General features: G+C 46.2%; 16 protein-coding genes. 10 read left to right on the top strand and 6 right to left on the bottom strand.

Annotated elements, in window-relative coordinates:
* Nucleotides 1–16: 16 nt before the first annotated feature.
* A complete protein-coding gene (locus K1Y79_RS08750) occupies nucleotides 17–1,465 on the top strand; it encodes an alpha-L-fucosidase (RefSeq protein ID WP_220249596.1) in 1,449 nt (482 codons plus the stop codon).
* Nucleotide 1,466: 1 nt separating this feature from the next.
* Here K1Y79_RS08750 and K1Y79_RS08745 read toward each other — a convergent pair whose 3' ends face one another.
* The 3 genes from K1Y79_RS08745 to K1Y79_RS08735 form a co-directional block, all read right to left on the bottom strand.
* Nucleotides 1,467–4,283: a S8 family peptidase gene (locus tag K1Y79_RS08745; RefSeq protein WP_220249595.1), complete on the bottom strand. Its 2,817-nt coding sequence runs from the start codon at nucleotides 4,281–4,283 to the stop codon at nucleotides 1,467–1,469.
* 143 nt (nucleotides 4,284–4,426) lie between these two features.
* Nucleotides 4,427–5,986 (bottom strand): FMN-binding glutamate synthase family protein, encoded by a 1,560-nt coding sequence (locus K1Y79_RS08740; protein WP_220249594.1) that lies wholly within the window; start codon nucleotides 5,984–5,986, stop codon nucleotides 4,427–4,429.
* Nucleotides 5,987–6,024: 38 nt separating this feature from the next.
* Nucleotides 6,025–6,843 (bottom strand): mechanosensitive ion channel family protein, encoded by an 819-nt coding sequence (locus K1Y79_RS08735; protein ID WP_220249593.1) that lies wholly within the window; start codon nucleotides 6,841–6,843, stop codon nucleotides 6,025–6,027.
* Nucleotides 6,844–6,994: 151 nt separating this feature from the next.
* On the opposite strand from K1Y79_RS08735, the gene K1Y79_RS08730 reads away from it, so the two are divergent.
* The 8 genes from K1Y79_RS08730 (at nucleotide 6,995) to K1Y79_RS08695 (ending at nucleotide 22,146) form a co-directional block, all read left to right on the top strand.
* Nucleotides 6,995–9,595, top strand: coding sequence for a family 20 glycosylhydrolase (locus K1Y79_RS08730; protein ID WP_220249592.1), 2,601 nt, complete (start codon nucleotides 6,995–6,997; stop codon nucleotides 9,593–9,595).
* A gap of 294 nt (nucleotides 9,596–9,889) precedes the next feature.
* Entirely contained in the window at nucleotides 9,890–12,475 is a 2,586-nt protein-coding gene (locus tag K1Y79_RS08725) for a phosphatidylglycerol lysyltransferase domain-containing protein (protein WP_220249591.1), read from the top strand.
* Between the two features lie 168 nt (nucleotides 12,476–12,643).
* A complete protein-coding gene (locus K1Y79_RS08720) occupies nucleotides 12,644–13,336 on the top strand; it encodes a virulence factor (RefSeq protein WP_220249590.1) in 693 nt (230 codons plus the stop codon).
* 805 nt (nucleotides 13,337–14,141) lie between these two features.
* Nucleotides 14,142–14,432, top strand: a complete 291-nt coding sequence (locus K1Y79_RS08715) for a hypothetical protein (protein ID WP_220249589.1) — start codon at nucleotides 14,142–14,144, stop codon at nucleotides 14,430–14,432.
* 313 nt (nucleotides 14,433–14,745) lie between these two features.
* Entirely contained in the window at nucleotides 14,746–15,081 is a 336-nt protein-coding gene (locus K1Y79_RS08710) for a LytTR family transcriptional regulator DNA-binding domain-containing protein (protein ID WP_220249588.1), read from the top strand.
* A 1,571-nt stretch (nucleotides 15,082–16,652) separates the two neighbouring features.
* Complete coding sequence (locus tag K1Y79_RS08705) at nucleotides 16,653–17,249, top strand: response regulator transcription factor (protein ID WP_220249587.1); 597 nt, start codon at nucleotides 16,653–16,655, stop codon at nucleotides 17,247–17,249.
* A gap of 268 nt (nucleotides 17,250–17,517) precedes the next feature.
* Nucleotides 17,518–20,613 (top strand): SusC/RagA family TonB-linked outer membrane protein, encoded by a 3,096-nt coding sequence (locus tag K1Y79_RS08700; protein WP_220249586.1) that lies wholly within the window; start codon nucleotides 17,518–17,520, stop codon nucleotides 20,611–20,613.
* A gap of 12 nt (nucleotides 20,614–20,625) precedes the next feature.
* Nucleotides 20,626–22,146 (top strand): RagB/SusD family nutrient uptake outer membrane protein, encoded by a 1,521-nt coding sequence (locus K1Y79_RS08695; protein WP_220249585.1) that lies wholly within the window; start codon nucleotides 20,626–20,628, stop codon nucleotides 22,144–22,146.
* A gap of 76 nt (nucleotides 22,147–22,222) precedes the next feature.
* Here K1Y79_RS08695 and K1Y79_RS08690 read toward each other — a convergent pair whose 3' ends face one another.
* Together K1Y79_RS08690 and K1Y79_RS08685 are read right to left on the bottom strand one after the other, a co-directional pair.
* Entirely contained in the window at nucleotides 22,223–22,882 is a 660-nt protein-coding gene (locus tag K1Y79_RS08690) for a siderophore-interacting protein (protein ID WP_220249584.1), read from the bottom strand.
* A 39-nt stretch (nucleotides 22,883–22,921) separates the two neighbouring features.
* A complete protein-coding gene (locus K1Y79_RS08685; RefSeq protein WP_220249583.1) occupies nucleotides 22,922–23,776 on the bottom strand; it encodes a helix-turn-helix transcriptional regulator in 855 nt (284 codons plus the stop codon).
* A 141-nt stretch (nucleotides 23,777–23,917) separates the two neighbouring features.
* Between K1Y79_RS08685 and K1Y79_RS08680 the strand changes: the two genes are divergently transcribed.
* Complete coding sequence (locus K1Y79_RS08680) at nucleotides 23,918–24,154, top strand: hypothetical protein (protein ID WP_089809602.1); 237 nt, start codon at nucleotides 23,918–23,920, stop codon at nucleotides 24,152–24,154.
* Here the strand turns inward: K1Y79_RS08680 and K1Y79_RS08675 are convergent.
* Nucleotides 24,151–25,077 carry a tetratricopeptide repeat protein gene (locus tag K1Y79_RS08675; protein ID WP_220249582.1) on the bottom strand — a complete coding sequence of 309 codons (927 nt, stop codon included), beginning with the start codon at nucleotides 25,075–25,077 and terminating at the stop codon, nucleotides 24,151–24,153. The genes K1Y79_RS08680 and K1Y79_RS08675 overlap by 4 nt on opposite strands.
* Nucleotides 25,078–25,250: the final 173 nt, after the last annotated feature.

Here is a 25,250-nt window from a genome sequence, read left to right as displayed (position 1 = left end):
ACTATCAACTACGGTTATGAAAAAACTCATTCTCTATGCAGCCGCATTCCTGTTCGGCTGTGCTCCATTGGCTGCCCAGCAATATACTGCCGACTGGGCCTCCCTGAATAAAAGGGGAATACCTGCCTGGTTTAACCAGGCGAAGTTTGGCATATTTATACACTGGGGGGTATACGCGGTACCTTCTTTTGCAGTAGTAGGTCCCGGCGGTTACTCCGAATGGTATTGGTATCAGCTGGATGGTACAAATAACGACACGCATAAGAAGGTAAAGGCCTTTCATGATAAAAATTACGGTAAAGATTTCCCTTATCAGCAGTTTGAATCACAGTTTAAGGCAGAACTATTTGACCCTGCACAGTGGGCGGATGTATTCAAACGTTCCGGCGCTAAATATGTAGTGCTGACCTCCAAACATCACGAAGGGTATTGCCTGTGGGATAATAAACAGGCAGATTCTGTATGGGGCCGGCCCTGGAATGCGGTAACCGGTACGCCGAAAAGAGACCTGCTGGGAGACCTGACTACAGAAGTAAGAAAGGCGGGTCTGAAAATGGGATATTACTATTCGCTGTATGAATGGTTTAACCCCCTATGGAAGAAAGATAAAGCCAGTTATGTCAGGAACGTCATGATGCCACAGTTCAAAGACCTGGTGACGCGTTATAAACCATCTGTGATCTTCTCCGACGGAGAATGGGAGCAGTCAGATACTGCCTGGCATAGTACGGAACTCCTGGCCTGGCTGTACAACGAGTCGCCGGTTAAAGATGAAGTTGCGGTAGATGATCGCTGGGGTAGTAACACCAGGGGGCATAACAATGGTGCTACCTACCTGACCTCTGAATATGGCAGCGGTATGCAACCGGGCGTAGTATGGGAGGAAAGTCAGGGTATTGGCAGTTCTTATGGTTATAACAGAATGGAAACTGTAAACGACTATAAGCCGAGCAACGACCTGGTATTACTACTGGTGGATATTGTATCCCGTGGGGGCAACCTGCTACTGGACATCGGCCCCACTGCTGATGGCAGAATACCAGTAATTATGCAGCAACGCCTGGTGGATATTGGGGACTGGCTGGAGGTCAATGGCGAGGCGATTTACAATACCACACCCTGGAAAGAAACCCGCCAGTGGAGTGCTGGTAACCGTCCGCCAGTGAAGGAAGCCAGTTATATGTCAGACTATAATGTCGAAAAGATGAGTAAGCCTTCAAAAGAGTATGCGCATATTGAAATGTTCTTCACCAGGAAAGAGAATACGCTGTACTGTATCTCTACAGGCTATCAGCCGCAATTGCGCATTAAGAACTTTACACCTGCCAAACAGGCTAAAGCAACTATCCTGGGGTACAGTAAGCCACTCACCTGGCAACAGCAGGGGAAGGACTGTGTGATTAATCTTACAGGTTTACGGCCAGGAGATGTAAGTAGCAATATGTTTGTAGTAAAGATCCAATAGTTTAATCGCCGGCTTTAATAAAGCGTTTTACGAATATCTTTTTAGCGCCCTCGTATATCACAAAAAGGTATACGCCGGGCGCTATTCCTTTTAGCGGGTAGGTTTGCCGTATGCTGTTCAGTGGCGCGGCAAACAGGGTACGGCCCGTCATATCTGTAATACGGACCCGGAAGTCTCCGAATTGTTTGCTGAGCAGTGTGATTTCCTGTCCTGCCGGTACCGGGAAAATATGAAAGTCCTGGTTGATGAGTACCTGCACCGTCTGTATATCTGAATAGATCATCCGGCCGTCGGTAAGTTCCAGTCTGACGCGGTACTGGTAGATACCGGAACGGGTAGGCTGGTCTTTGTAGATATAGCTGTCAGCCGTTGTAATTGGCTGTGTTTCCAGTGTAACAAATTCATTGCCCTGCAGGCGCTCCCATGAGATGGCTTTAAGCCTGATTAAGGTGCTGAGAGATACGTAGATATCCACGCTGTTATCCTCCATCACGTCGGCAAGTACTTGTTTGAAGAAACAGCCAATGCCCTGCTGCTCATAATTGTAAGTATTGCTTTGTGTGCCGGTCCAGCCTTCAATATGTACAGGGTGTACGGTAATAAAGGGGGCAGTGAGTTTTGTTTTTGCGATGAGTATTGAAGTATCTGGTGTGCTTGTGATAGGTGAAAGCGTCTGCCCGGTTATGGTCAGTATCTCATAGGCGGTGGCATTGTTGACTTTTGGCCAGTATAGCTGTAGGGTGTCCGGGCAGTTAAATCCGACATTGATGGCCACAGGCGCGGAGATATGGAAGTAGCCGCTTGTCCAGCTGGTGTCTGCCGTTGTTATACGCAGCAGGCCTTTGCTGAACACAGCAGGAATATTCCATCTGCTGGTACCTAATGATAGCGGGACGTTGCTGGCGATAGTTGTCCAGGTAGCGCCGCTGTCGGCACTGAAAGCAAGGTCGCCGTTGCCGCTGTGAATAGTGTGCCAGCGGATAGCGATGTTCTTTTCTGCACTGAGTTGTTCTCCTGCTACAGGGTATTGCCATTCAAAGGATGAGCGGGGTACTGCCTGGTAGGCTAGTGAGAAGCGTTGTACATTTCCAGGTTTCAGTCTGCCGGCATCCACCCGTATCAGGGTAGTAACAGCTGCCGGCGCTGTGATGGTAACCTGCTCAGTGTTATTCAGGCTGTCCCGGCCAGTGGTAGCCGCTGCGCCTAAAGAATCCCGGTGTGGATAACTGCTCAGTATCCAGGGGTAATAAATCTTTTGTCCTGCTGCTTCAGCAACAGAGAGGTCCAGGTCATTTATAAGTGCTTTTGCTGCCAGTTCAGGTGCTGCTGGGTCGGTCCAGCAAAGGGTGACTTTCAGCAGGGCAGTATTAGGAGGGACGGTGACAGGAAAGGTGATCTGATTCCCTCCGGCAAGTTCTCCACTGAATACTCTTTTATCTTTGACGGTCTGTACTGCCGACAGTGCATTCACTATACCGAAGCCGCTGCGGTAGTCAGGCCCGGGTATACCGGTATCATCTGCACTATTGATCAGGATGGCTTTGGTCATGGCAGCAGCTGGTGTACGGCCATAGGTTTGTTGAAATGCTTCCTGTACCAGGGCTGCAATGCCTGTAGTGGTAGCCGCGGCGTCAGAGGTACCTGCTTGTCCGAAAGCGACTACCTGCGGCATAATGCGGCCATCATAGGCAGGCCCCTTGCTGCTGAGCAACGGAATGAGGTAGTTGGTATCAATACCACCGGCAACAAGTACATTCTTGGCCTGTTTGAAAGTGCCGGTCAGCGTGGCATACCCACCGATGCCAGCATATATACCGGTGGCAGGAGCGGTATTGCCCACATTACCTGAAGAGAAGACATGAAGCAGGGTATCCAGTGCCAACACCTGCTGGTCGTAAGCCGCGGCTTCTGCGCCATAGTGGTTTTCGATGCTGGTACCGTATGAGTGGTTTTGCAGGCTGATACCTGCATTTTTGAAGTAGCTGTTATCATCTGGTAGCAGCCGCATATAATCTGATGAACTAAGTCTGGCTTTAACTGCTACACCTTTGCCCCGGGGGCCGGAATTGCCATGTCCGGCAATGATAGTTGCCATTGTCGTGGCATGTGGATTCAGGGTAGTGGCCGCAAGGGGAGAGGGATAATATTTTCCCAGCAGGTCAATATCGGTAGTATCGAACAATTCTTCTTTTATTCCTATGATATGACGTTCCCCTTGTAAATTAGGGTATTGCTGGTGCAGGGCGTTAATAAAATCAATGGAGGGTAAGGCATTGCTGATAGTTACCTCCGTTTGCGGAGTACGTAGCCGCTCAGCAAAGCGCATATTTTCCTGTGCTGTAAACAGCGTCCAGTCTTTTTTCTTAACAACCGCCAATGCTACGGGATAGTCTGACGCGACACTGAATGGACGGCAGTACTTTAGCCGGCTGATATCTTGTGAGTAAGATACCTGCAGCCAGATACTGTCGTAATCGGGTACTGCGGCAGCTTCTTTGACCAGCGCATCGCTGCATTTCCAGTTATTATTGGCATCAAATACTGCTATGACTTTCTTTTGTTCCAGGCTATCGAATGTGGCATGTCGAAGGATGTGGTGCTGTCTGCTCAGAGAGCGTATCAGTCCATGCTTCGATAGAAGCGCATCACCAGGGAATACATTGAATTTTACCAGGAAATAAGAGGAAGCAGCGGCAGTGGTGTCTGCATAAAGTGTTAGGATACTGTCAGTTGCTAGGCGCTCCTGTGCGGATAACTGTGGCGTCGTGCATAGGTGGAGCAGCAGGTAAAGGCTGAATATCAGCAAGCGGGCATTCATGGATGAGCAATAGGTTTTGGTCGATAAACTGAATGTAGGAAAAAAAATCAGGAATCAGGCATCCGGAATGAAGAATTGAAACAGCGAAGGATTCAATTCCTGGGATTTAATTCCGGATGCCCGACTCCTGGTTTCTAAGTTATTTAGTTCCAGTTATCGATATTGATCTTAGCCAGTTCTTCACTGGTCAGCAGGGAACCAGCTGTTACGCTCGGGTATATCTCCTCGAAACTCTTCACCTGGTTCATAAACACACGACGGGAGATATGGCCGCGTGTTACGTGGTGAGGTGTTTCCAGGCCAGCGGCAGCAGCCAGTTCGATAGCGCTTTCTATCGTATCCTGGTGGTAGTTGGCTACGCGGTGTTTTTTGTCATCTACGACGAGACCGGCCATCAGCCATTTGTCCTGGGTAGCTACACCTGTAGGGCAGCGGTTAGTGTTACATACGAGCGCCTGTATACATCCCAGGGCCATCATCATAGCGCGGGCGCTGTTACAGGCGTCTGCGCCTAGTGCTAATGCCCGCAGGATGTGGAAACCGGTTAGTATCTTACCGGAAGCGATCACTTTTATCTTAACCCGGATGTTATAGCCGGTAAGTGTATCGTGTACGAAGGCCAGTGCATCCATAAGTGGCATACCTACAGAATTGGAAAATTCAGGAGGTGCAGCGCCTGTACCGCCTTCACCACCGTCTACGGTGATAAAATCAGGGTAACAGCCAGTTTCCAGCATTGCTTTACAGATAGCATGGAACTCGCGTTTTTGTCCGATACAGAGTTTAAAACCTACAGGTTTTCCTCCACTCAGCTGGCGCATACGGGAGATGAACTGCATCATCTGCCTGGGTGATCCGAATGCGGTATGATATGGAGGAGAAGCTACGGTTGTATGCGGCGTTACATGGCGGATAGCTGCAATCTCAGGGGTATTTTTAGAGGCAGGGAGGATACCTCCGTGGCCCGGTTTTGCACCCTGGGATATTTTCAGCTCAATCATTCTGATCTGTGGAGTAGCACATTTCTCGGAGAATAGCTGCTCGTCAAAATTTCCTTCCGCAGTACGGCAACCGAAATAGCCGGTACCGATTTGCCAGATGATATCTCCTCCCTGATTAAGATGATGACCGCTGATGCCACCTTCTCCGGTATTATGAGCGAAGTTACCCAGTCTTGCGCCGCCATTCAGGGCCTCTACAGCATTGGAGCTGAGTGAGCCATAACTCATGGCAGACACGTTAAGGATACTGGCAGAATAGGGCTGCTTACAGTCACTACCGCCAATCAGTACGCGCGGGTCCTTGTTCATCTTTTCAAATGACCTGGGCTGGATGGAGTGCGCCATCCATTCATACCCTTCGGCGTACACATTAAACTGGGTACCAAATGGTTGGGAGTTTAACTCCCTTTTGGCGCGCTGATAGATAGTAGAACGGTCTACACGATTGATCGGACTACCGTCAATGTCGCTTTCCACGAAGTACTGATAGATCTTCGGACGGATATCTTCCATAAAATAGCGAAGACGACCCACAATTGGGTAGTTACGCATAATTGCATGTCTTTTCTGGGTGATATCCACGAAACCGAGGATTACCAATGGCGCTACCAGCACCAATAACCACCATGCCCAGGGAAAAAAGTATCCCAAACAGGTAATAAAAGCCAGGCTGACCAGCGTAAAAGCAATAAATCCTTTCATATATAAGCTCCCTTTAATTAGGGGCTAAGATAGGAAAATCAGATCAGCTTACTGTCCTTTAGCACGGCAGTTATTTTCATAATGATCTCATTTTTTGTGCTTTCAAAAGTCCGGATGTCCTGGTTGATGATCCAGCAGGAGACTGTTACTTTAAGGTTTGCACCGTCGATGTTGGTAAAATATACGTCCGGCTCGTGGGTAGTGGAAAGGTTATCCACTTCTTTAAGGGCCTCTCTTATCAGTTGCTTGATACCCAATGTATTTTCGTTGGCAGCTGCCGCATTGAAGGTAATCTCTGCCCGGCGTTCCGGTGTAAGTGAATGATTAATAATAGGCTTCTGGAATATATCCTTGTTAGGGATGATTACGTGAAGGCCGTCCAGGGTGCGCAGGCGGGTAGCCCTTAACTGTATCTCTTCCACATTGCCGGAGAAGCCGTTTGTCTCAATCTGGTGACCAATTTCAAACGGACGCTTGAAAGTGATGAATATACCTGAAATGAAATTGGAGGTAAGATCCTGAAAGGCGAAACCTAATGCAAGACCAATGATACCAGCGCCTGCCAGCAAAGAGGAAACCGCCTTTTCCAGTTTCAGCACATCCAGCGCAACAAACAATCCGATTAATGTAACAATCACGGATATCAGGTTCGCAAACAATCCACTGAGTGCAGGCGTATGTGAGATCTTCAGTACAAATTTGTACGTCAGCATCCGGATAAGCCTGGCCAGCAGATAAAAGGCAACGATTACCAATACGGCAACTGCCATATTAGGCATCATTTTGATAGTAGCGGTCGTCCAACGGTGCAGCTTATCCCAGATCAGATCACCCCATTGCGTGTAATCGGTGTTCATAATGAATCAATTTTAAATGAGTAGATAACTATCTCCTTGTAATAACTGTGCCATCCAGATAAAAAACGTAAACTGCGGAAAAACTTACCCGGTATCCGTTTGTTTTCAAAGGGTATCGCCTTATCTTACAAAGATTAACTACGTTCAGCTTATGCATTTTCGCCAATTATTATTAGCAACGGGACTGCTCGCAGGAGCAGTAGCACCGGTGCGTGCACAGGCGCCTTTTGACGCCTCCAGGATTAAAGTTTCGTGGGAAGTGGTAGAGAACAATCACCAGGGTAAAGCGCAGTTCCTGTCTGCGTTTACATTGGTCAATAACAGTAAAGTGCCTTTCCCTGCTCAGGGCTGGCAGCTGTATTTTAACTTCGTCAGGTCTATCAAACCAGGTCCTGTTAAAGGTGGCGTATCGGCAGCACATATTAATGGCGACCTGTATAAGTTGTCTCCGGTAGCTGATGCAAAAGGTATTGCCCCGGGTGATTCTCTGCGTATAGAAATCGTAGCAGACGCCTGGGCTGTGAACTTCACCGATGCGCCGGACGGACTATATTTTGTATGGGATAAAGAGCCTGCAAAAGGCTACAAACTCAATCCCCTGGAAGTAAGGCCATCTACCCAGCCTAAACAGTACCTCCGCTTCCCGGGTGATAAGACTGCCCTGATTTCTCCGGCAGACGTATTTGACCAGAATAAAAACATCAAAGACATTCCTGCTGATCAGCTGCCGCCCGTATTCCCCACTCCGCAGGAGGTCATCCCCGGTACAGGCGCCTATGCCTTGCAGGCCGGTTTACATATCAATGCGGCTCCCGCTTTTGCGAAAGAGGCCGCTTACCTTTCCGGTGAGCTCACCACCTTGTTCGGTACGCCACCTGCAATAGCTGCAGGCAACGGTATTGCGCTGGAAGAAGATCCCAGCCTGGCACCGGAAGCCTACCACCTGACAGTAACATCTACTGGTATCACTATCAAAGCTGCAGATGGTGCAGGTATATTTTATGGTATCCAGACCTTGAAAAGTCTGATGCCTGCAACATCCTGGGCAGGTAAACAAAAGTCTATCCAGATACCTGCTATGCAGATTAAAGATGCACCACGCTACGGCTATCGCGCGTTTATGCTGGATGTATCCCGAAACTTTCATAGCAAACAGGATGTACTACGCCTGCTTGAAGTAATGTCTCTGTACAAGCTGAATGTTTTCCATTTCCACCTTACAGACGATGAAGGCTGGAGACTGGAAATACCAGCCTTACCGGAATTAACCCAGGTAGGCGCACGCCGTGGACATGGTGTGGATGAAAAAGAATTTCTGCTGCCATCATATGGCTCAGGACCTGATGTAACAGATGCAGCAGGCAGTGGATTCTTCAATAAGCAGGACTTCCTGGAGATACTGCGTTATGCCACTGATCGTCACATTACGGTGATTCCGGAAATTGAGACGCCAGGCCATGCACGTGCAGCTGTTAAAGCAATGGAAGCACGATATGCAAAGTTACAGGCACAGGGCAAAACTGCAGAAGCTACTCAATACCTGCTGTCTGACCTGGAAGATAAATCTGAATATCACTCTGTACAAAACTGGAATGATAACGTCATGAACGTGGCCCTGCCATCTGTATATACCTTCCTTGACAAAGTGCTGGAGCAATTACAGGCTTACTACAAAGAAGCAGGCGCTCCGCTGGAGTACGTGCATATGGGCGGTGATGAAGTACCTGCCGGTGTATGGCAGAAATCTCCCGTTGTGCAGGCACTGATGCAGAAAGAAGCTGCTATCAAAAATACAGATGACCTGTGGTACTACTACTATGGCAAAGTATACGATCTGCTTAAAGCCCGCGGCCTGAAGCAATACGGTTGGGAAGAGATGGGTATGCGCAAAACCACTGTTGATGGTAAACCGCATAACATTCCTAATCCTGAGTTCAGCAATAATGGTTTCATGGTCGATGTATGGAATAATGTAATGGGCGGCGGTGCAGAAGATCTGGCATACAGACTTGCGAATGCTAATTATAAAGTGGTATTATCCGGCGTGAGCAATATGTATTTTGATATGGCTTACATGAAGAGCTTTGAAGAGCCAGGTTTTTACTGGGGCGGATTTGTGGATATAGATAAGCCTTTCTACTTCATCCCTGAAAACTATTACAAAAACTCTAAAGTTGATGCACTAGGCAATCCACTGAACCCTTCCATATTCCAGGGTAAAGACAAACTTACTGCTTATGGAGCAGCTAACATTGCCGGCGTACAGGGTTTGTTATGGAGTGAGACTGTTAAGACGTCTGACCGTATGGAGTATATGATACTACCCAAATTATTTGGTCTGGCAGAGCGTGCATGGGCTAAGAATCCCGAATGGGCAACAGAGAAAGACAGTGCTCGTAGTGAAGAACTGTATGCCAAAGCATGGAATACATTTGTAAACGTAGTCGGCAAGAAAGAACTGGTAAGACTGGATCACTACAATGGTGGTTACAACTACCGTATTCCTACGCCAGGTCTGAAGCTCAGCAATGGTGCAATCAGCGCAAATATCCAGTTGCCAGGATTTACCATCCGATATACTACTGATGGTAAAGAGCCTAACAGTAAGAGCAAGGTATATACCGGTCCTGTAACCGATAATGGCACACTGAAGTTCAAAGCCTTTGACACAAGAGGAAGAGGAAGCAGAACAGCTACAATGGTGAACAGGTTGCGGCCGCAAACCTTGTCCGATAAGTCAAGCAGAAATTAACTATGACGCATCAGGTATGCAAATGTGACAGCGTATCCGCGTTTGCAGCGAATAGAATTTTAATTCTTTTTTAAGGAGTATCTAATGTACATTAAAATATAAAAGGGCGTTCCTGGTATGGGAACGCCCTTTTTGTTTACCTGCGCTTCTCTTGCATCTTAGTCGCAGATTCTTAATTTTCAGCTTCCTTAAAATCTGCTTAAAGTCGCTTTGCTGCTGGTTTTGCCGTTTAACTTACGCGTAGCTTTGTTGTAATGCTTTCAAGCATTATCACTAAACTATAACCTGTAATGTATGGCGTTGAAAGACGGATTGAATGTAGGCAAGATTATCAGAAAGCTGCATTGGAAGGAGCTGCTGGCGGTATTATTTATACTGCTGGCTATTTACTTCTTTCGTCAGCAACGGCATGAGTTGTATTCGCTGGGACCGGCTATCGAGAGAGCAGACAGGATGTGGGTAATTATCGGGGTGCTGCTGACAGGCGGCTATATACTGTTACAGGCATTGATGTATAAATACAGTTTCCGGTCAGTAGGGGCAGACCTGGAATTAAACAGGGGAACTGAACTTTTTCTTAAAAGAAACCTGCTCAGTATCTTTCTGCCGGCGGGTGGGGTAAGTTCACTGGCATATCTTCCACAGAGCATGCGCCGGGGGAATCTCAATAAGCAACAGGTACATCAGGGCTCAGGAATTTATGGGTTTACAGGCATCTTTTCTGTGTTTCTGGTAGGTATTCCCGTAGTTGGCTATGCCATATTGCATGATGAGTCGATGGCAGAAGCTGTTGGCGGACTTATCACCATCCTGGGACTGCTTGCCGTTGTAGTATGGCTGGTACGGTCTATACAATACCGGGGAGCAGCGTATCATTTGCTGGCGAAATATATACCCGGCGCTGTAAGGCATGTGGATGAGATCTTCGCATTTAACCTGGACAAAACTTCTTTCGTTAATACAATTCTGGTATCAGCGGGTATCGAAGTGGTAGGCATTGCACACCTGTATATCAGTATGCTGGCTACCGGCGCTTCCCCTTCTTTAGAAGCCGCCTGCGTAGGGTATATAGTGGCCACTATTTTCCTGATAGTGTCCCCTTTTCTACGTGGTTTAGGGGCTATAGAATTGTCGCTTGCATACCTGCTGACCAATTATGGTTTCTCTTCCCTTCAGGCCCTGGAAATAACCTTATTATACCGGTTATTTGAATTTTGGCTGCCATTGGTAGCCGGTGTATTTGCTTTCATACTGAAAGGACGTCATCTGTTATTACGATTATTACCGCCGGTATTGATTTTTCTGCTGGGGATGGTCAATATATTTTCAGTACTGACACCACCTCTGGGCGGACGTCTTAAAATGCTGCGCGGATATATTCCGGTAGAGAGTATTCATGCATCCAATTTGCTGGTGGTCTTTCTGGGGTTGGTACTACTGGTGACCGCTACGTTCTTATTCCGCGGATTACGGAGTGCATGGATAGTAGCGTTATCTGTATCATTATTATCAGTAGTGGGACATATTAGCAAAGCCTTGGATTATGAAGAGGCCTCGCTTGCAATGCTCACCGCTATTACACTTATCATCACCGCCAGCCAGTACAGGGTAAGAAGCAACCGGCAACTCGTGAATATAGGTGTAGTTACCGCAATAGGAACTTTTATTGTAGTACTGATATTTGGTACAATCGGCTTTTATTTTCTCAATGCACGGCATTTCGGAATGGAATTTACCTGGTTGCGGTCATTGCGGGCGTCGTTCCATGGTTTTCTATTACTGGAAGACGATGGCCTGCGGCCGGTGACACGATTCGGGAAAGAATTTCTCAGTGCCATCCGGGTATTGGGTGTAGGAGCCTGGACATTCCTGTTTTATACGGTTATCCGCCCTTATTTGCCGGCAGGCAAACATAGTAATGCCGCAGTGGAAAAGGCGCATTATTATCTGAGTCAGTACGGTAGCTCATCGATGGATCATTTCAAAGTAGGAGATGATAAACTGCTTTTCGTTTCAGATGAATACCAGGGCTTTATTGCTTACCGTATTGCGAGCAGTTTTGCTATCGTACTGGAAGAGCCGGTATGTGCAGAAGATGTGAAATTACCTTTGTTACAAGCATTTGAAAAACAATGTCGTACAATGGGATTAAGACCTGCCTTTTACAGGGTGGATGAACAGAGCATGTACTATTTTGAGCATCTGCGTAAGAAGCGTTTGCTGATAGGGCAAGAAGGAATCGTGGATGTAACAGCGTTTACATTGAGCGGAAAAGATAAAAAATCATTACGGAATGGATTGAATAGTCTTTCCGCCAAAGGTTATACAACAACGATACATACAGCGCCTTTGCCGATTGCGTTGGTACAGGAATTGAAGGAAGTGTCTGATGAGTGGCTGGCACAGTATGAAGTGAAAGAGATGACTTTCTCACAGGGACTGTTTGATACAGAAGACATCCGTGAGCAGGACGTTATCACAGTAACAGATCCGACTGGAAAGATTGCGGCTTTCCTTAACATCATTCCTGATTATGCACCGGGAGAATGCACTTATGACCTGATTCGTAAACGTACCGATGCCCCGGGCGGATGCATGGATGCGCTGATTATTGCTTTGATACAGGACGCTAAGGATAAGGGATTGCAATACCTGAACCTGGGACTGGTACCTATGTCGGGTATACAGGAACCTCAGAATACGGCAGAACAGGTAGTGAAGTTTGCCTATGAAAAGATAAAGGCCTTCCGTCATTACCACGGACTGCGTGAGTTCAAGGAGAAGTATGCAACAGAATGGGCTAACAAGTACCTGGTGTATGAGCATGATTTTGACCTGATTCAATTGCCGGGAGCATTAAGCAAAGTGATGAGAGCCTGAGTATAATTAGTGATCAGGAATCAGGAATGGTGTTAGAAGGATCGTCCTTGTTATAGAGACAGAATGTTCAGCAGGTGTAGTTATCCTTTGGCGAGATTGTTATGTACTACTATGCAGCGCTTGCAGTAAAGTATATAGTTCCTGATTCCTGACTTTTAATTGATAGATATGTTAGTACGAAACTTTGCGCTTTTTATATTGTTGATAGTGTCAGCGTCTGTTACTGCACAACAGCGTGATATCAGTAAGTTACCCGTTACTGTAAAAGCGCCCGCCGGAGGCACTACCGGCCATCCGGTTGTATTGTATATCAGTGGGGATGGCGGGATGAAGAAGTTTTCAGCAGATATGGTAAATACGTTAGCCACGAAGGGTTATCCTGTTATTGGTCTGAATGCACTGAAGTATTTCTGGACAAAGAAGACGCCTCAGCAGTCGGCGGCAGATGTTGCTGCGTTGATACAGTATTATGGTACACAATGGAACAATCACAATTTCATATTGATCGGCTATTCCATGGGAGCGGATGTGCTGCCATTTATTTATAACAGTTTGCCTGCGGGGTTACAATCGCAGGTACAGCATCTTGTTTTCATGTCGCCTTCTTCGAGTACAGATATGGTAGTGCATATATCGGATATGCTGGGTAAGACATCTACACCGGGTAGTATGAATGTGCCGGCGGCGATGAACCGTATAACGGGTAAACCATTATTATTGATATTTGGTCAGGAGGAGAAAGATTTTGATAGTAAGTGGCTGACCATTAACAATTACAGGCAGTTGGTATTACCGGGTGGTCATCATTACAATGACGATGCTGCCGGGGTTGTACAGCAGATCCTTTCGCACTTGTTATAACATTATCCCCCTCTTTATTCGCTTAACAATACGTTAACGCCTCTCTGTTTTTGTGCTAAAACGTTGTACCTATTAGGTATTATAATGCTTTCATACACATTGGCTTATAACCGATGAGTCGGACAATTTTCTTCCGTTAACATCTTATTAACTAATTTCTGCAACCTGAATTGTAGTATTACAACCGTAGTGATGCAGCAGAGAAATTATAAGGATATACCACTATTTGTCAGCCATGGATATAGCCCTCAGGTATCTACCTGAGAGTTTTCATCACGGTTGAAGGTTACAGCTACATTGGATAAATATATTGTAAGCAAGATATTACCCGGTTGTGGATATGTGCAGTCGAAAACCGCGGCAGATAAGACTTTTAATGGTTGGTTTTTGATGAATACTCCCCAGGTTTCAACCGGGGGAGTTTATTCTTGCTGTAGAAATAACAGCAGCAAAAACCAGCAGCCCTGCAACAAAATAGCAGTAGCTTTCTTTAGCTTGCATAGAGGCTATCCTTGTGGGAGTTGAGTTAGATCACATACCCTCAAAATATATAGTTTATGAAAATTACAATTAAGACCGCCGGTAACGGTGAGCCCTGTTTGTCTGATCCGGATCGAATGACGCCTAATGAAGATGCCTTTGCAACTATCAGATTATTATTATAGCATTCCAGTATTTGATACAAAAAAGACACATACACTATGGCTACTCACAACATAAGTCCGGAGACAGCCCACACGGATAAGGACCAGAGAACTACTTGTTATTATTATTTCTTTTCATTGTAAACCCCCACTATGCCAGCATGCCTAAACGTTATTTTGAAAGACTGCAGACCATTGACTACCTAATCAGGATCAAAGGCACCGGGAAACCCGCCCATCTTGCTAAAAGATTGCGCATTTCCGAAAGAACACTATTTGAATTTCTTAAGATGATGAAAGAGCTGGGCGCACCAATAGCTTATGATCGTTATAAGGAAAGTTACTATTACTCGGAAAAAGGAGGATTTAATATCCGGTTTGTTAAAAACCTGACACTTGCCATGGTTGCACTCCATGGGATGTTTATGGATATATCAATGCTTGTGCCTTAACCCATTTTCCACCTGCTATTAATTGTATTCTGCAGGGGATTTCCCTTGCCTGTACGGATTTGCTGCGGAGTTGAATACTCCGCAGTTAACTCCGTATTAACTTTTGTGTTAACAGCGGATTAACTCTTGCTGGCAGAATCCTCATTACCTTTCCAGCCTATATCTAAAAGAAATTTTTCAGACTACTTTTCTCATAAGACGGTTTAGATTTCATAAGCTTCTGTACGCAGGTTTCTATTCAGTTACCTGCCGGTTTTATAACTATGTTCTATACTATCAATAACTTAAATCAGTCATAATCCCTTGCATCGAAATGAAACACCAAGCTGCTTTTTACGTGCTCTCAAAAGGGCAACGCATCCGTATCCCCATTCAGGAATTACAGTTCGTAGAAATCCGTACAGACGGTTGTATTCTTCATCTGCTCCATACACATGTAACAACTGAAGAACCTCCGGAAAGTGTCTGGTCACGGCTACCTGCAGATCATTTCCTGCCTGTAAGAAGAAAGTTTATGATCAACCTGCACTATATAGCCGGCATCTGTGACCATTATATCCATCTGCATACCGGGCGCATACCCCAGCGGGACAGACAAACAGGCAGTATCAGTGCCCATTGGATGCAGCCGGCAGGGGTCGCCATCTGACAAATGAACATGCTGATTGTAACTGGTGAAAACTCATGGTAGCAACAGATTGCCTGGATGCACCAGGAATAGTCTGCGCCCGCCCGTTTATTGCTGTTATAGTAGTACTGTCCCCCGCAGTCAGTATAGTACTATGGTTATACTGATCCGCCTGGTTACAGGTTGTAATTACAGGGGTATCCCTTATGCTACCCCCCGCTGCACTTATATCCTGCATCGCATGGTAGGATCCTCCCATAATAGTTGAAACCTACGGCTAACAGGCAGTTCCCTGTTGTCACACTTACTGCATCTGCATCCTGAAATATCAGGTATCATCCTCCTACCATCATCCCTGCCCTTAGTTACAGGGTATTTCCCTGTTGCAACACTTACTTCACCCGCGCCCCGGATCATCCACAAGGAATAACCTCCGCCTCTTGACGCGATGCTCAATCTTCCGAAACCACCCCGCCCAACAGTTGTTACGGCAGCTATAATCATATTATTAGTATGCATTCATTCAGGGTTCTCCTTTTATTCCATCGGAGCGTCAGTAGTTCACCAAAAGGGCACCTCAATATCCCCCCGATATTGAAGTGCCCTTTTGATGCCCTATTGGTGAAGCAATAGTGTAAAACATAAACCCTGATCAGACAAACAATTGTTCTCGCCCTGACCTGGGTTCCTGAACGCCGTTGTCATGCGAAAGCCGGCGGTTAAAAAGTGGAAAAGCCGCACTGATGGCGGCTTACTTCTTCTGCTGGCCGGAACGCTGCTACCACTTGCGCAATAACAGAACAATCGCCTGGAAGGACGTGTAAAACGAGGCAGCACCTGCCTATACTATGGACACTGGTACTACCGCCCGCCAGCTTCTGCGTCACAATTTTATTCAACCATTCATGGTCTATGGTCCCCAGGCCCAACAAGCCACATAGCAATCACTTCTGGTAGCTGAAAGTACCGGATCAATTGAATGCTGGATATATATGGGAATACTGTTGGTACACAAAAAAGGCCCTTACCAACTGGTGTGTAAGGGCACTGAACATTCACATGTCAACCGTTGCGGATTCAAAAATGGCAAGAATATCGATCTCCGCAACAAATAAAACGTTTTGATAATCAGTACTAAATGGGGTTATTGATTTCAAAGCTAGGACTTATCTTCGGCATTCGGGGTTAACCGGTTGTTAAGACCAGATTCAGCTTTTCTTCAGATTTTAGTTGCTCTTACCCGCAAATTTACCTCGCCGGCAATCCCCTGCACTTTTTTCATTATTTACCTGTAAATTGCTATTATAAAAGTTCCACGTTACACCTATGTCAAGCTCTTCACAAGTAGAATATCCTGTGCTCCGTTTCGGGATATTTATAATATTGTATAATTTGCTTATTAGTATTTATTGAAAAATCATATACTTATCCGATTGACTACTGGCGGTATTTGTATCAAATTTGTTTCCGTATGTGAAACCATTAGATCCAGCCTGAAGTAGAACCAACGACCATACCAGCAAAAGAATCACCAGCACTTACAGTCATCGGAATTAAGGTTTCGCAATACACTCAAACCCAAAAGTAACATTATGAAAAATGTGAGGCCTAACAACGTAGGACAGACTGATGAGGATGGTGCTTTAGAGACGGAAGGGCAGGCCGAAGCCAACCAACTTGTGCAGCAACTGGCTAAAGATATAAGCAATGTCATCTTTATGGATATGGATATACCGGGTTTAAAGCCAACCGAAGCTGCCAGTATATTGAAAGCAGCTTACCCGGAAATGAATATCCTTCTATGCTCATTACAAGGCAATGACCTTTCGATCACCAATGTTCATCCACGTAATGTCTCTACAGATTCTCCTGCTTCTCTGACCAATGTCTTTTCACAGGTATATGAAGCAGCTATGCAAACTAATACGCTGGCAGTACAAAAAGTGCTCGCCTTCTTTAACCGTAAAAGTACCGCCGTACAGGAACAACGCTACGGCTTGTCTCCTCGTGAACTAGAGGTGCTGGATTGTCTTGTGAACGGAGACACCTATAAGAAAATAGCAGAACATTGCCATATCAGTGTAGGTACTGTACGTTCTCACATTATGAATATCTATCGCAAACTCGATGTCAACTCCCGTTCCGGCGCCATCGTGAAAGCTATGCATGAACGCCTGGTAGGTAGCTGAGCCTGTATATCTCCCCTTAACTTTTATTTCCCCATTTTGTTATATAAACGGAACTTGCTATTTTACATCAGACCTTTTTGTCTGATCTAGCTGCTTTATCACCACTTGTCATTTGAGTTGCTGTAATAACCCTCAGTATCACTGGATATACTGTACAGCGGTTGTTTGTCCGTTTACCCGTACCACCTTTGTAATTATTTAACCACCGAACTAAACTACGAACAGTCAGCATTGAAAGATTCATCACACCCAAGCAAAATCAATCGTTATGAGAATTAATGGTACAAAAACAGCAGGTGTATTGCTGTTGCTGTCACTGTCTGCAGTATTGACTGCTTCAGCACAGCAAACACCGGCGCAAGGGGGAGTTATTGTTCCCAGCAATACTGCAGATCAGGAGGGACCAGTCAGGGGGACTGTAAAGGACAAAAATGGTGTCGGCCTTATTGGTGTAACTATCCGCGTAAAAGGCACCTCCGCAGGTACTACCTCCGGGCCGGACGGCGCATTCACACTCACTTTGCCAGCAGGAAAAGATACGCTGGCGTTTTCTTATCTCGGATATATTTCTCAGGAAGTCAAAGCCGGCCCTGGCCCTGTAAACGTTATCTTACAGTCATCCGAAAGCCAGCTCGAACAGGTGGTAGTAGTAGGTTATGGTACACAGCGTAAGAAAGACCTGACAGGTTCTATTGCGTCCGTGAAAGGGGAAGATCTGCTTACCCAGCCGGTGCAAACTGCCACCCAGGCTGCACAGGGCCGCATAGCCGGGGTACAGGTTATTTCCTCCGGACAGCCAAATGCCCAACCTCAGATCAGGGTGCGTGGTACCGGTTCCGTACTGGCAGGCGCTAACCCACTCTATGTTGTAGACGGTGTACTGACAGATGATATCCGTAACATCGCTACCGCCGATATCCTGACCATGGATGTATTGAAAGATGCATCTGCTGCTATCTATGGTGTACGTGCGGCGAACGGTGTTATTATCATCACCACCCGTAAAGGAAAATCCGGTGCCCCACAGGTAAGGTATGATGCGAATGTAGGTTTCAGAGAGGCGACTAACCTGGTGAAAATGGCCAGCCGTGATCAGTACATCTCCTATCTTACAGCCGCTGCTCCCGGTAAAGATCCGCTCAATAATCCATATGTGTATAACGGTACTACCAACTGGTACGATCATATACTCAGGAAGGCTTTTCAAATGAACCATAACGTGTCTGTATCCGGTGGTTCAGAAAAAAACACTTACTATCTGAGCGCTGGTTACATCCAGGAAGATGGTATCGTACAGACCAATAATTTCAATCGTTTTACCTTCAGAGCAAATAACGATCTTCATATTACCGACCAGCTTCGTTTTTCAACAATGATCTCTTACTCCCGTGCTACTGCGCAGGATGTGGAACTGCGGGATACCTATCGTAACGTATACAGGGCCGCCCCCATTATCAAAGCGTATGAAAACGGTCTGTATGGTAATACCTCCGGTTGGGCCAACGTAGGAAATCCATTGCTGTCGCTGGATAAAAGAAATGACCGACGTCAGGAAAGCCGCCTGCAGGGAAATGTAGCCCTGGAATATTCCCCGGTATCATCGCTGAAATTCCGTTCTGGTTTTAATGCCGACCTCGAATTTGGGAATGATCGCATCTACGCCTACAGGTTCCTGAATGATAACAATACTTTTCTGGTAGCAGGTGGTAATCAGCAAAACCAGACCAGCCGCCTGACCGGTGAAGAATACCGCTCTCAGGGATGGGTATGGGATAATACCGTTACGTTTGATAAGACATTCGATAAACACTCCCTCACTTTACTGGCAGGTTCTGTAACAGAAGGCTTCTATAGTACATCCCTGAAAGGCGTACGTATCAATGTGCCTGAATCTGAAGACCTGTGGTACCTCGACCTGGGCGATCCGAACGTACAGTCTACAATTGCCAATGTAGGTGATAAATATGCACGTCAGTCATTCGTAGGCCGTGTGAACTATGGCTATGACGGTCGTTACCTGTTGTCTGCATCGCTTCGTGCTGATGGTAGCTCCAAATTCAGCGAGCGCTGGGGATATTTCCCTACCGTAGGACTTGGCTGGGTACTGTCAGAAGAAGGCTTCCTGAAAGAGAAAGGTATTTTCGATTTCCTGAAACTACGCGGTAGCTGGGGACGCCTGGGTAATGATAACATTCCTACAAATGCCTATATCGCTGTAACTAGCGTGGATGCACCCTATATATTCAATGGTAATGTGAATATAGGCGGAGCCTTGAAGGAAGTGAAAGATCCGTTCCTGAAATGGGAAACCACCACACAGTATGACATAGGTTTTGAATTTGCATTGCTGAAAAACAGGTTAAGTGGTGAGGTTGATTATTATAGCAAAAAAACGACTGACGCGCTGGTGATAGTTAATGCTCCGGCCATTCTCGGCGACCAGGATAATTCCTACATCACCAATGCTGCCTCTTTCCAGAATAAAGGCTGGGAGTTTTCACTGAACTGGAAAGACGATATCACCGATGACCTGAGCTATAACATCGGTGGTAACATCACCTTTAATAAAAATGAGCTGACAGGACTGAATGGCGGACAGGCGCTGCTGGGTGGTAACGTAGGACAGCAAAGTTTTGTTACACGCACCGACAATGGTCAACCTGTAGGTAGCTTCTTCGTCAGAAAATCACTGGGCGTATTCCAGACCCAGGAGGAGATTGATAACTATAAAAGCGCTGCCGGTAAAGTTATTCAGCCGGGCGCAGCTCCTGGTGATCTGAAATATGAGGATGTAGACGGAGATGGTGATATTGATGATGGCGATAAAATATATGCCGGCTCTTTCCAGCCGAAGTGTTTCTTTGGTTTTAACCTGGGACTGAATTACAAGGGTTTTGACTTCAGCGCTAACTTCTATGGAAATGCAGGTAATAAGATCTACAATGGTAAAAAGGCGTATCGTTTTGATCCTGCAGACAATATCGAGGCGGATTATGCAGCTAACCGCTGGACGGCCGAGCGCCCTTCTGCTACCGATCCACGCCTGATCACAGCCAGTACGCCGGCTTCGACGTACTTCATAGAATCAGGTACTTATCTGCGTCTGAACAACCTGATGCTGGGGTATACCTTCTCATCAAAAACGATGAAGCTGATCGGTATCAACAGTTTCCGCGTGTATGCAACTTCACAGAACCTCTTTACCCTGAAGAAATTCAGCGGTTTCAGTCCTGAACTGCCGGGAGGTACTATTGATGATGCCAATTCTACCAATAACCGAAGCGGTATACTGGATGCTGGTATTGAACTGAACGCATATCCTACCACCCGTACTTTCGCGCTGGGTGTTAATGTCTCATTTTAAAACGGAAAGGCCATGAATTTCATACGTAAACATAAAAAACTATTGTGCTGCCTGATAGTATTGCTATTTACAGGTATCACATCCTGTAATAACTACCTGGATGTAAAGCCTCAGGGGCAGCTGGACCAGGAAGCATCTGCGCTTGATCCTGCGACTGCGCAGAAACTGGTGATTGGTGTCTATAATACCATGTGGGAGGGAAATATGCACGGATTTTCATTTGTGCAGATGACCAATATCGCTTCTGATGATGCTGACAAAGGCAGTAATGCCGGTGATGATATGCCTAATTCCGGTGCATTGGATAATCTTACAGCCGATGCATCTGTGAATACACTGAATAGCATCTGGAGTACCTTTTACCTTGGAGTGGCAAGAGCTAATCAGGCATTGTCTTCACTGGAAGGTAGTACGTTGGATGAGACATTGAAGAATCAGCTGATGGGTGAGGTACGGTTCCTGCGGGCATATTTTTATTTTGATCTGGTACGCTTCTTTGGAGGGGTGCCTAAGATAGATAGGGTGCTTACTCCACAGGAAGCAAGTAGTGCTGAGTTCCAGACCAAAGCCAGTAAAGATGAGATCTATGCGTTTATCATCGAAGATCTGGAATATGCCCTGGCAAATGTAGCTGCAAAAGGGCAACCTAATGCAGCTGCCGGCAGAGCGAGTAAGGCTGCCGCCGCAGGAATGCTGGCCAAGGTGATGCTGTATCGTCAGAACTGGCAGCGGGCTTACAATCTGACTGACTCCATTATTACACAGCAGCTGGGTAGCTACGGATTGCTGGATAATTATTTTGATATCTGGAGAGAGTCAGGCGCTAATAGCCGCGAATCATTGTTTGAAGTACAGACAGGTCAGAATGCAGCCTGTGAAGCGGCAATTGCCAACTATGCAGAGTCGCAGGCACCACGTGCCGGTGGCAGATTTGGATGGGCAGATCTGGGCTGGGGATTCGGCACTCCTTCACAAAGCCTTGTAGATGAGTTTGAGGACGGTGATCTGCGTCGCGCCGCTACCATTATCACCATACAGCCAACCGGTACTTTCCTTTGGGACGGTTTCCGTATACCGGGTAGGGACAGTGTGGAGAATGACCGGTATAACTATAAATCCTATCATAGCCAGATAGCTGAGGCGAACTGTGGCAACAGGGGCCGTTTACCTAAGAATCTGCGTATACTTCGTTACGGGGAGGTATTACTGATACATGCAGAAGCAGCATTGGCACTCGGAAACGGTGGTACAGCAGCAGGCGATATTACACAGCTGCATCCACGTGCGGGACTAGGACCGGTAACGACTGTTACCAGGGAAGATATCTGGCATGAAAGAAGAGTGGAGCTGGCCATGGAACATGACAGGTTCTTTGATCTGATCAGGCAGGATGAATTATCTCCCGGCAGAGCAGCAGCAGCTTTTACTGCACATGGGAAGACTTTTAATGAGCGCAATAAGGTGTTTCCTATACCACAGCGTCAGATAGATCTGAGTGGTGGTAGTCTTGAGCAGAATGAGGGCTACAACTGATTTGTTTAGTAATAAGAAATTTACAGGAGCGGGTGTATCAGTATGATACATCCGCTCTTTTATTATTGGCAGTAAGTTACTCCCAGAAGCCGGCAGGTTTTACCTGTTTTGCACCTAGTTGCTTTAATAGTTTACGCGTTTGTACAACCAGTCTGATTTGTCCGGCTACATAAAAAGTAACATCTCCCATAGGCAGTTTGTGCTGATTCAGCCATTCGGTAACAGCAGTAGTATCGTTGAGTATTGAGTGGACAGGCATATCCAGTATAGTAGCGGGGAGTGACTGGTGATGGCAGATAAGCGCATTGAATTGCTGTTCTGCTGCTTTTCGTTGATGGAGAGAAGAGAAGTGGCCTATTGCACTGGCATCTCCGATACAGACGAGGTGAGATGCCGCGGTAGGCTGGTGAAACCCTCCACCGGGACCAGCATATAAGGTAGTATCTCCGGGTTGCAGCTGGCGTGCCCAGTTACTGCCTGCCCCTTCATGGCCAGTGTCTATGAGTAAGGTTGCTTCAAGCTTGGCAGCGTTCCAGGAAGCAATGGTATAGTCACGGTAGTGCAACTTTGCTACTTCAAATTTCAGGTGCTGGCAGCTTCGCCATTTAAGTGCGTCGGGAAGGCGTAGTCTGACAGCCAACAGGTGATCAGTAATATATGCAGTATTGATGACGTGTGCTGTTTTGCCCAACCTGGCCATGAAGAAGGCCTGGGCTTTATCTTTCAGGTATGACATATAGCAAAAGTAGTTGGGTGTGTAGCGGCAGAGATTATACTATTCCGGGGCAGATACATACTTTTCCCGGGATTTTTCTCTGAATACTGCCGGAGTAATACCCGTATGTTGTTTGAAGAAGCGATTGAAGTAGGATAGTTCATTGAACTGGAGGCTCCAGGCAATTTCCTTAATACTTTCTTTGGCGTGGAGCAGCAGGCGTTTGGCTTCGAGCAGTCTTCTCTCATTAATATGTGCCGAGACGGTCTGACCGGTATGTTGTTTAATCACTTCGTTCAGATGATCTACAGATACATGCATTGCCTTGGCATATTGCGAAGGTTTAGTCCATTCGAGGAAATGAGCAGCCAGTAATGCTCGGTATTTTGACAATAGAGGGTGCCCTGATTCATTATGTGTAGGGGCATGCCGGAAGAACAATGTGAGTAGTAGAGCAAGATAGTGTTGTAGCATTGCCACATATTGTGGAGCCTGCTGTTTGTATTCCATTAGCAGCTGGGTCATAATGATATCAGCCTGCAAAAAGTCTTTGTCTGACAGCTTAACCGGTCCTGACGGATGTATGGGTAAAGTTGCATGATGATCTACCAGGAAATCGGCGTTGAATGCAGTAATGTAGCCTTTGTTTGAATTGTATTCGAGTGGCTGATGTACTTGTCCGGGAATGATTAGCATCATCTCTCCGGCTTTCAGATCAATTTGCATGAAGTCTACCATATGGCTGCTTTCACCTTCGATGCATATTGCCAGCATGAAGTAGGAGTGGCGGTGAGTAGCTTTCAGGTGTGTATGCCTGGCGTCAGCCGGTGTTACGGCATCGACCATAAATGGAATATCTGCGGGAGAAAAGTCAGCCAGCTGATAAGAAGTGATAAAAGGAGCGGGTGCGGACATAAGTGATTCGCTTTGCATAGATGTAGACGAAAGCGAGGGGAGGAAATTGTATCCGGGGGCAATAAAAAAAATATTGCCAACTCCTTGTTTATTAATTGTATTATGAATATATTTATATGCCTATGCAAAAACACATAACCTATGAAATGGATTGAAGAACTCAATGTAATCTACCAAAAGCTCGGTGCTGTTGGTTTTGAAGAAGTAAAAAAAGAAATCCTGAGAGCCCAGATGAGCGGGCACGGCGGAGAAACCTACTATCTTGTTCTGCAACAGCTCATTATGATCAAAAAAGATAAAGTACAGATCTACGAGCTGATTAAAGGTGAAGTAGAGAGTATTATTCACTTCAGCAAGCATATGATACACCTGAACTAGTAGTTCAGTTCTTCCTTCAGGCGGGCTGCTTTCCAGTACACGGTTGAATTTTCCGGTATTTTAAGTATCCATTCCAGGCATTGTTGCTTATCATCTTCGCGGATGTAGCTTAATGCCATGTAGAAGGCGGCGTCATAGCGATAAATGGAGCGGCTATTGAAGACTTTATTGAGATCAGTACGCGCTTCCATCAATTTACCCTCGTCTACCAGGCTGACTCCCCTGTAGTAACGGGCAGAAGTATGCAAGGAGTCCCTGACTATTACCTGATCGAGCAAACCGATTGCTTTATTGAAATGACCATGATTGAAGGCCACCGCTGCCTGATGCATGAGTAATGCTGTATCCTGTTCTGAAGCCACGTGGTTAGCATGTACCATCTCCGTCCCGGAAAACTGGCGGTAGATATCTTTATGCCATGGGCTGATGAAGAGGAGGGCTGCGAGACCAGCGCCAATAATTGCTGTGATAATTACATATATACTGACGTTGCTGTGAGGGCCATCTTTTGTATGGAACCAGCGTTCGCGTTGATCAGCAATCATTTCTTCCAGTTCGCCGCGGGTATTATCAGTACCCTGCCGGGTATGTGGAGCGGCGAGTGCGGCTTCGATATACTTTATATGTTGTTCATCCAGGCCAGGAGCTGGTGCCTGTGGATGGAAGGACATTGCTTTATTAGGCGATTTCTGCATGAGGTCCTGTTTCCATTTCAGCTGGCAGGCATAAAGGAAGAAGGGCTCAAATCGATTGGTAAGATTCAGTTTATGAAGATGCGCATAGTCATAGATGGCCATGATCACTTCTTCAAATACATTCGCGGCTTCTTTGATGTTGCCGCCCCAACCTGTAACCATGTGCTTTACTTTACGCGCATAGCGTTTGTAAATAGCGTCAACAATTGCAGGGGAGCTGTCTAGCAAACCATCGATATATTCATCGTCATTATTTATAATCCGGCTGGAAACCATAAGTTGCTACGTGTGCTACTTGATATTAAAAGTATTAAATCACTGGTCAATAGACAAAAATATTAATACAATGCGTGTGCCGGAATCTGCGCCGGGCGTATTATAGAGGCATTTTATATATGAGT

It is taken from the genome of Chitinophaga rhizophila (assembly GCF_019492185.1).
GTDB lineage: Bacteria > Bacteroidota > Bacteroidia > Chitinophagales > Chitinophagaceae > Chitinophaga > Chitinophaga rhizophila.
Note: the sequence above shows the minus strand (reverse complement) of the source record. Positions and strands in the feature narration are given on the sequence as shown.

Excerpts from the sequence above, each read along its gene's own strand:
- K1Y79_RS08750 (WP_220249596.1), top strand. The coding sequence starts at position 17 with ATGAAAAAACTCATTCTCTATGCAGCCGCATTCCTGTTCGGCTGTGCT.
- K1Y79_RS08745 (WP_220249595.1), bottom strand. The coding sequence starts at position 4,283 with ATGAATGCCCGCTTGCTGATATTCAGCCTTTACCTGCTGCTCCACCTA.
- K1Y79_RS08740 (WP_220249594.1), bottom strand. The coding sequence starts at position 5,986 with ATGAAAGGATTTATTGCTTTTACGCTGGTCAGCCTGGCTTTTATTACC.
- K1Y79_RS08735 (WP_220249593.1), bottom strand. The coding sequence starts at position 6,843 with ATGAACACCGATTACACGCAATGGGGTGATCTGATCTGGGATAAGCTG.
- K1Y79_RS08730 (WP_220249592.1), top strand. The coding sequence starts at position 6,995 with ATGCATTTTCGCCAATTATTATTAGCAACGGGACTGCTCGCAGGAGCA.
- K1Y79_RS08725 (WP_220249591.1), top strand. The coding sequence starts at position 9,890 with ATGGCGTTGAAAGACGGATTGAATGTAGGCAAGATTATCAGAAAGCTG.
- K1Y79_RS08720 (WP_220249590.1), top strand. The coding sequence starts at position 12,644 with ATGTTAGTACGAAACTTTGCGCTTTTTATATTGTTGATAGTGTCAGCG.
- K1Y79_RS08715 (WP_220249589.1), top strand. The coding sequence starts at position 14,142 with ATGCCTAAACGTTATTTTGAAAGACTGCAGACCATTGACTACCTAATC.
- K1Y79_RS08710 (WP_220249588.1), top strand. The coding sequence starts at position 14,746 with ATGAAACACCAAGCTGCTTTTTACGTGCTCTCAAAAGGGCAACGCATC.
- K1Y79_RS08705 (WP_220249587.1), top strand. The coding sequence starts at position 16,653 with ATGAAAAATGTGAGGCCTAACAACGTAGGACAGACTGATGAGGATGGT.
- K1Y79_RS08700 (WP_220249586.1), top strand. The coding sequence starts at position 17,518 with ATGAGAATTAATGGTACAAAAACAGCAGGTGTATTGCTGTTGCTGTCA.
- K1Y79_RS08695 (WP_220249585.1), top strand. The coding sequence starts at position 20,626 with ATGAATTTCATACGTAAACATAAAAAACTATTGTGCTGCCTGATAGTA.
- K1Y79_RS08690 (WP_220249584.1), bottom strand. The coding sequence starts at position 22,882 with ATGTCATACCTGAAAGATAAAGCCCAGGCCTTCTTCATGGCCAGGTTG.
- K1Y79_RS08685 (WP_220249583.1), bottom strand. The coding sequence starts at position 23,776 with ATGTCCGCACCCGCTCCTTTTATCACTTCTTATCAGCTGGCTGACTTT.
- K1Y79_RS08680 (WP_089809602.1), top strand. The coding sequence starts at position 23,918 with ATGAAATGGATTGAAGAACTCAATGTAATCTACCAAAAGCTCGGTGCT.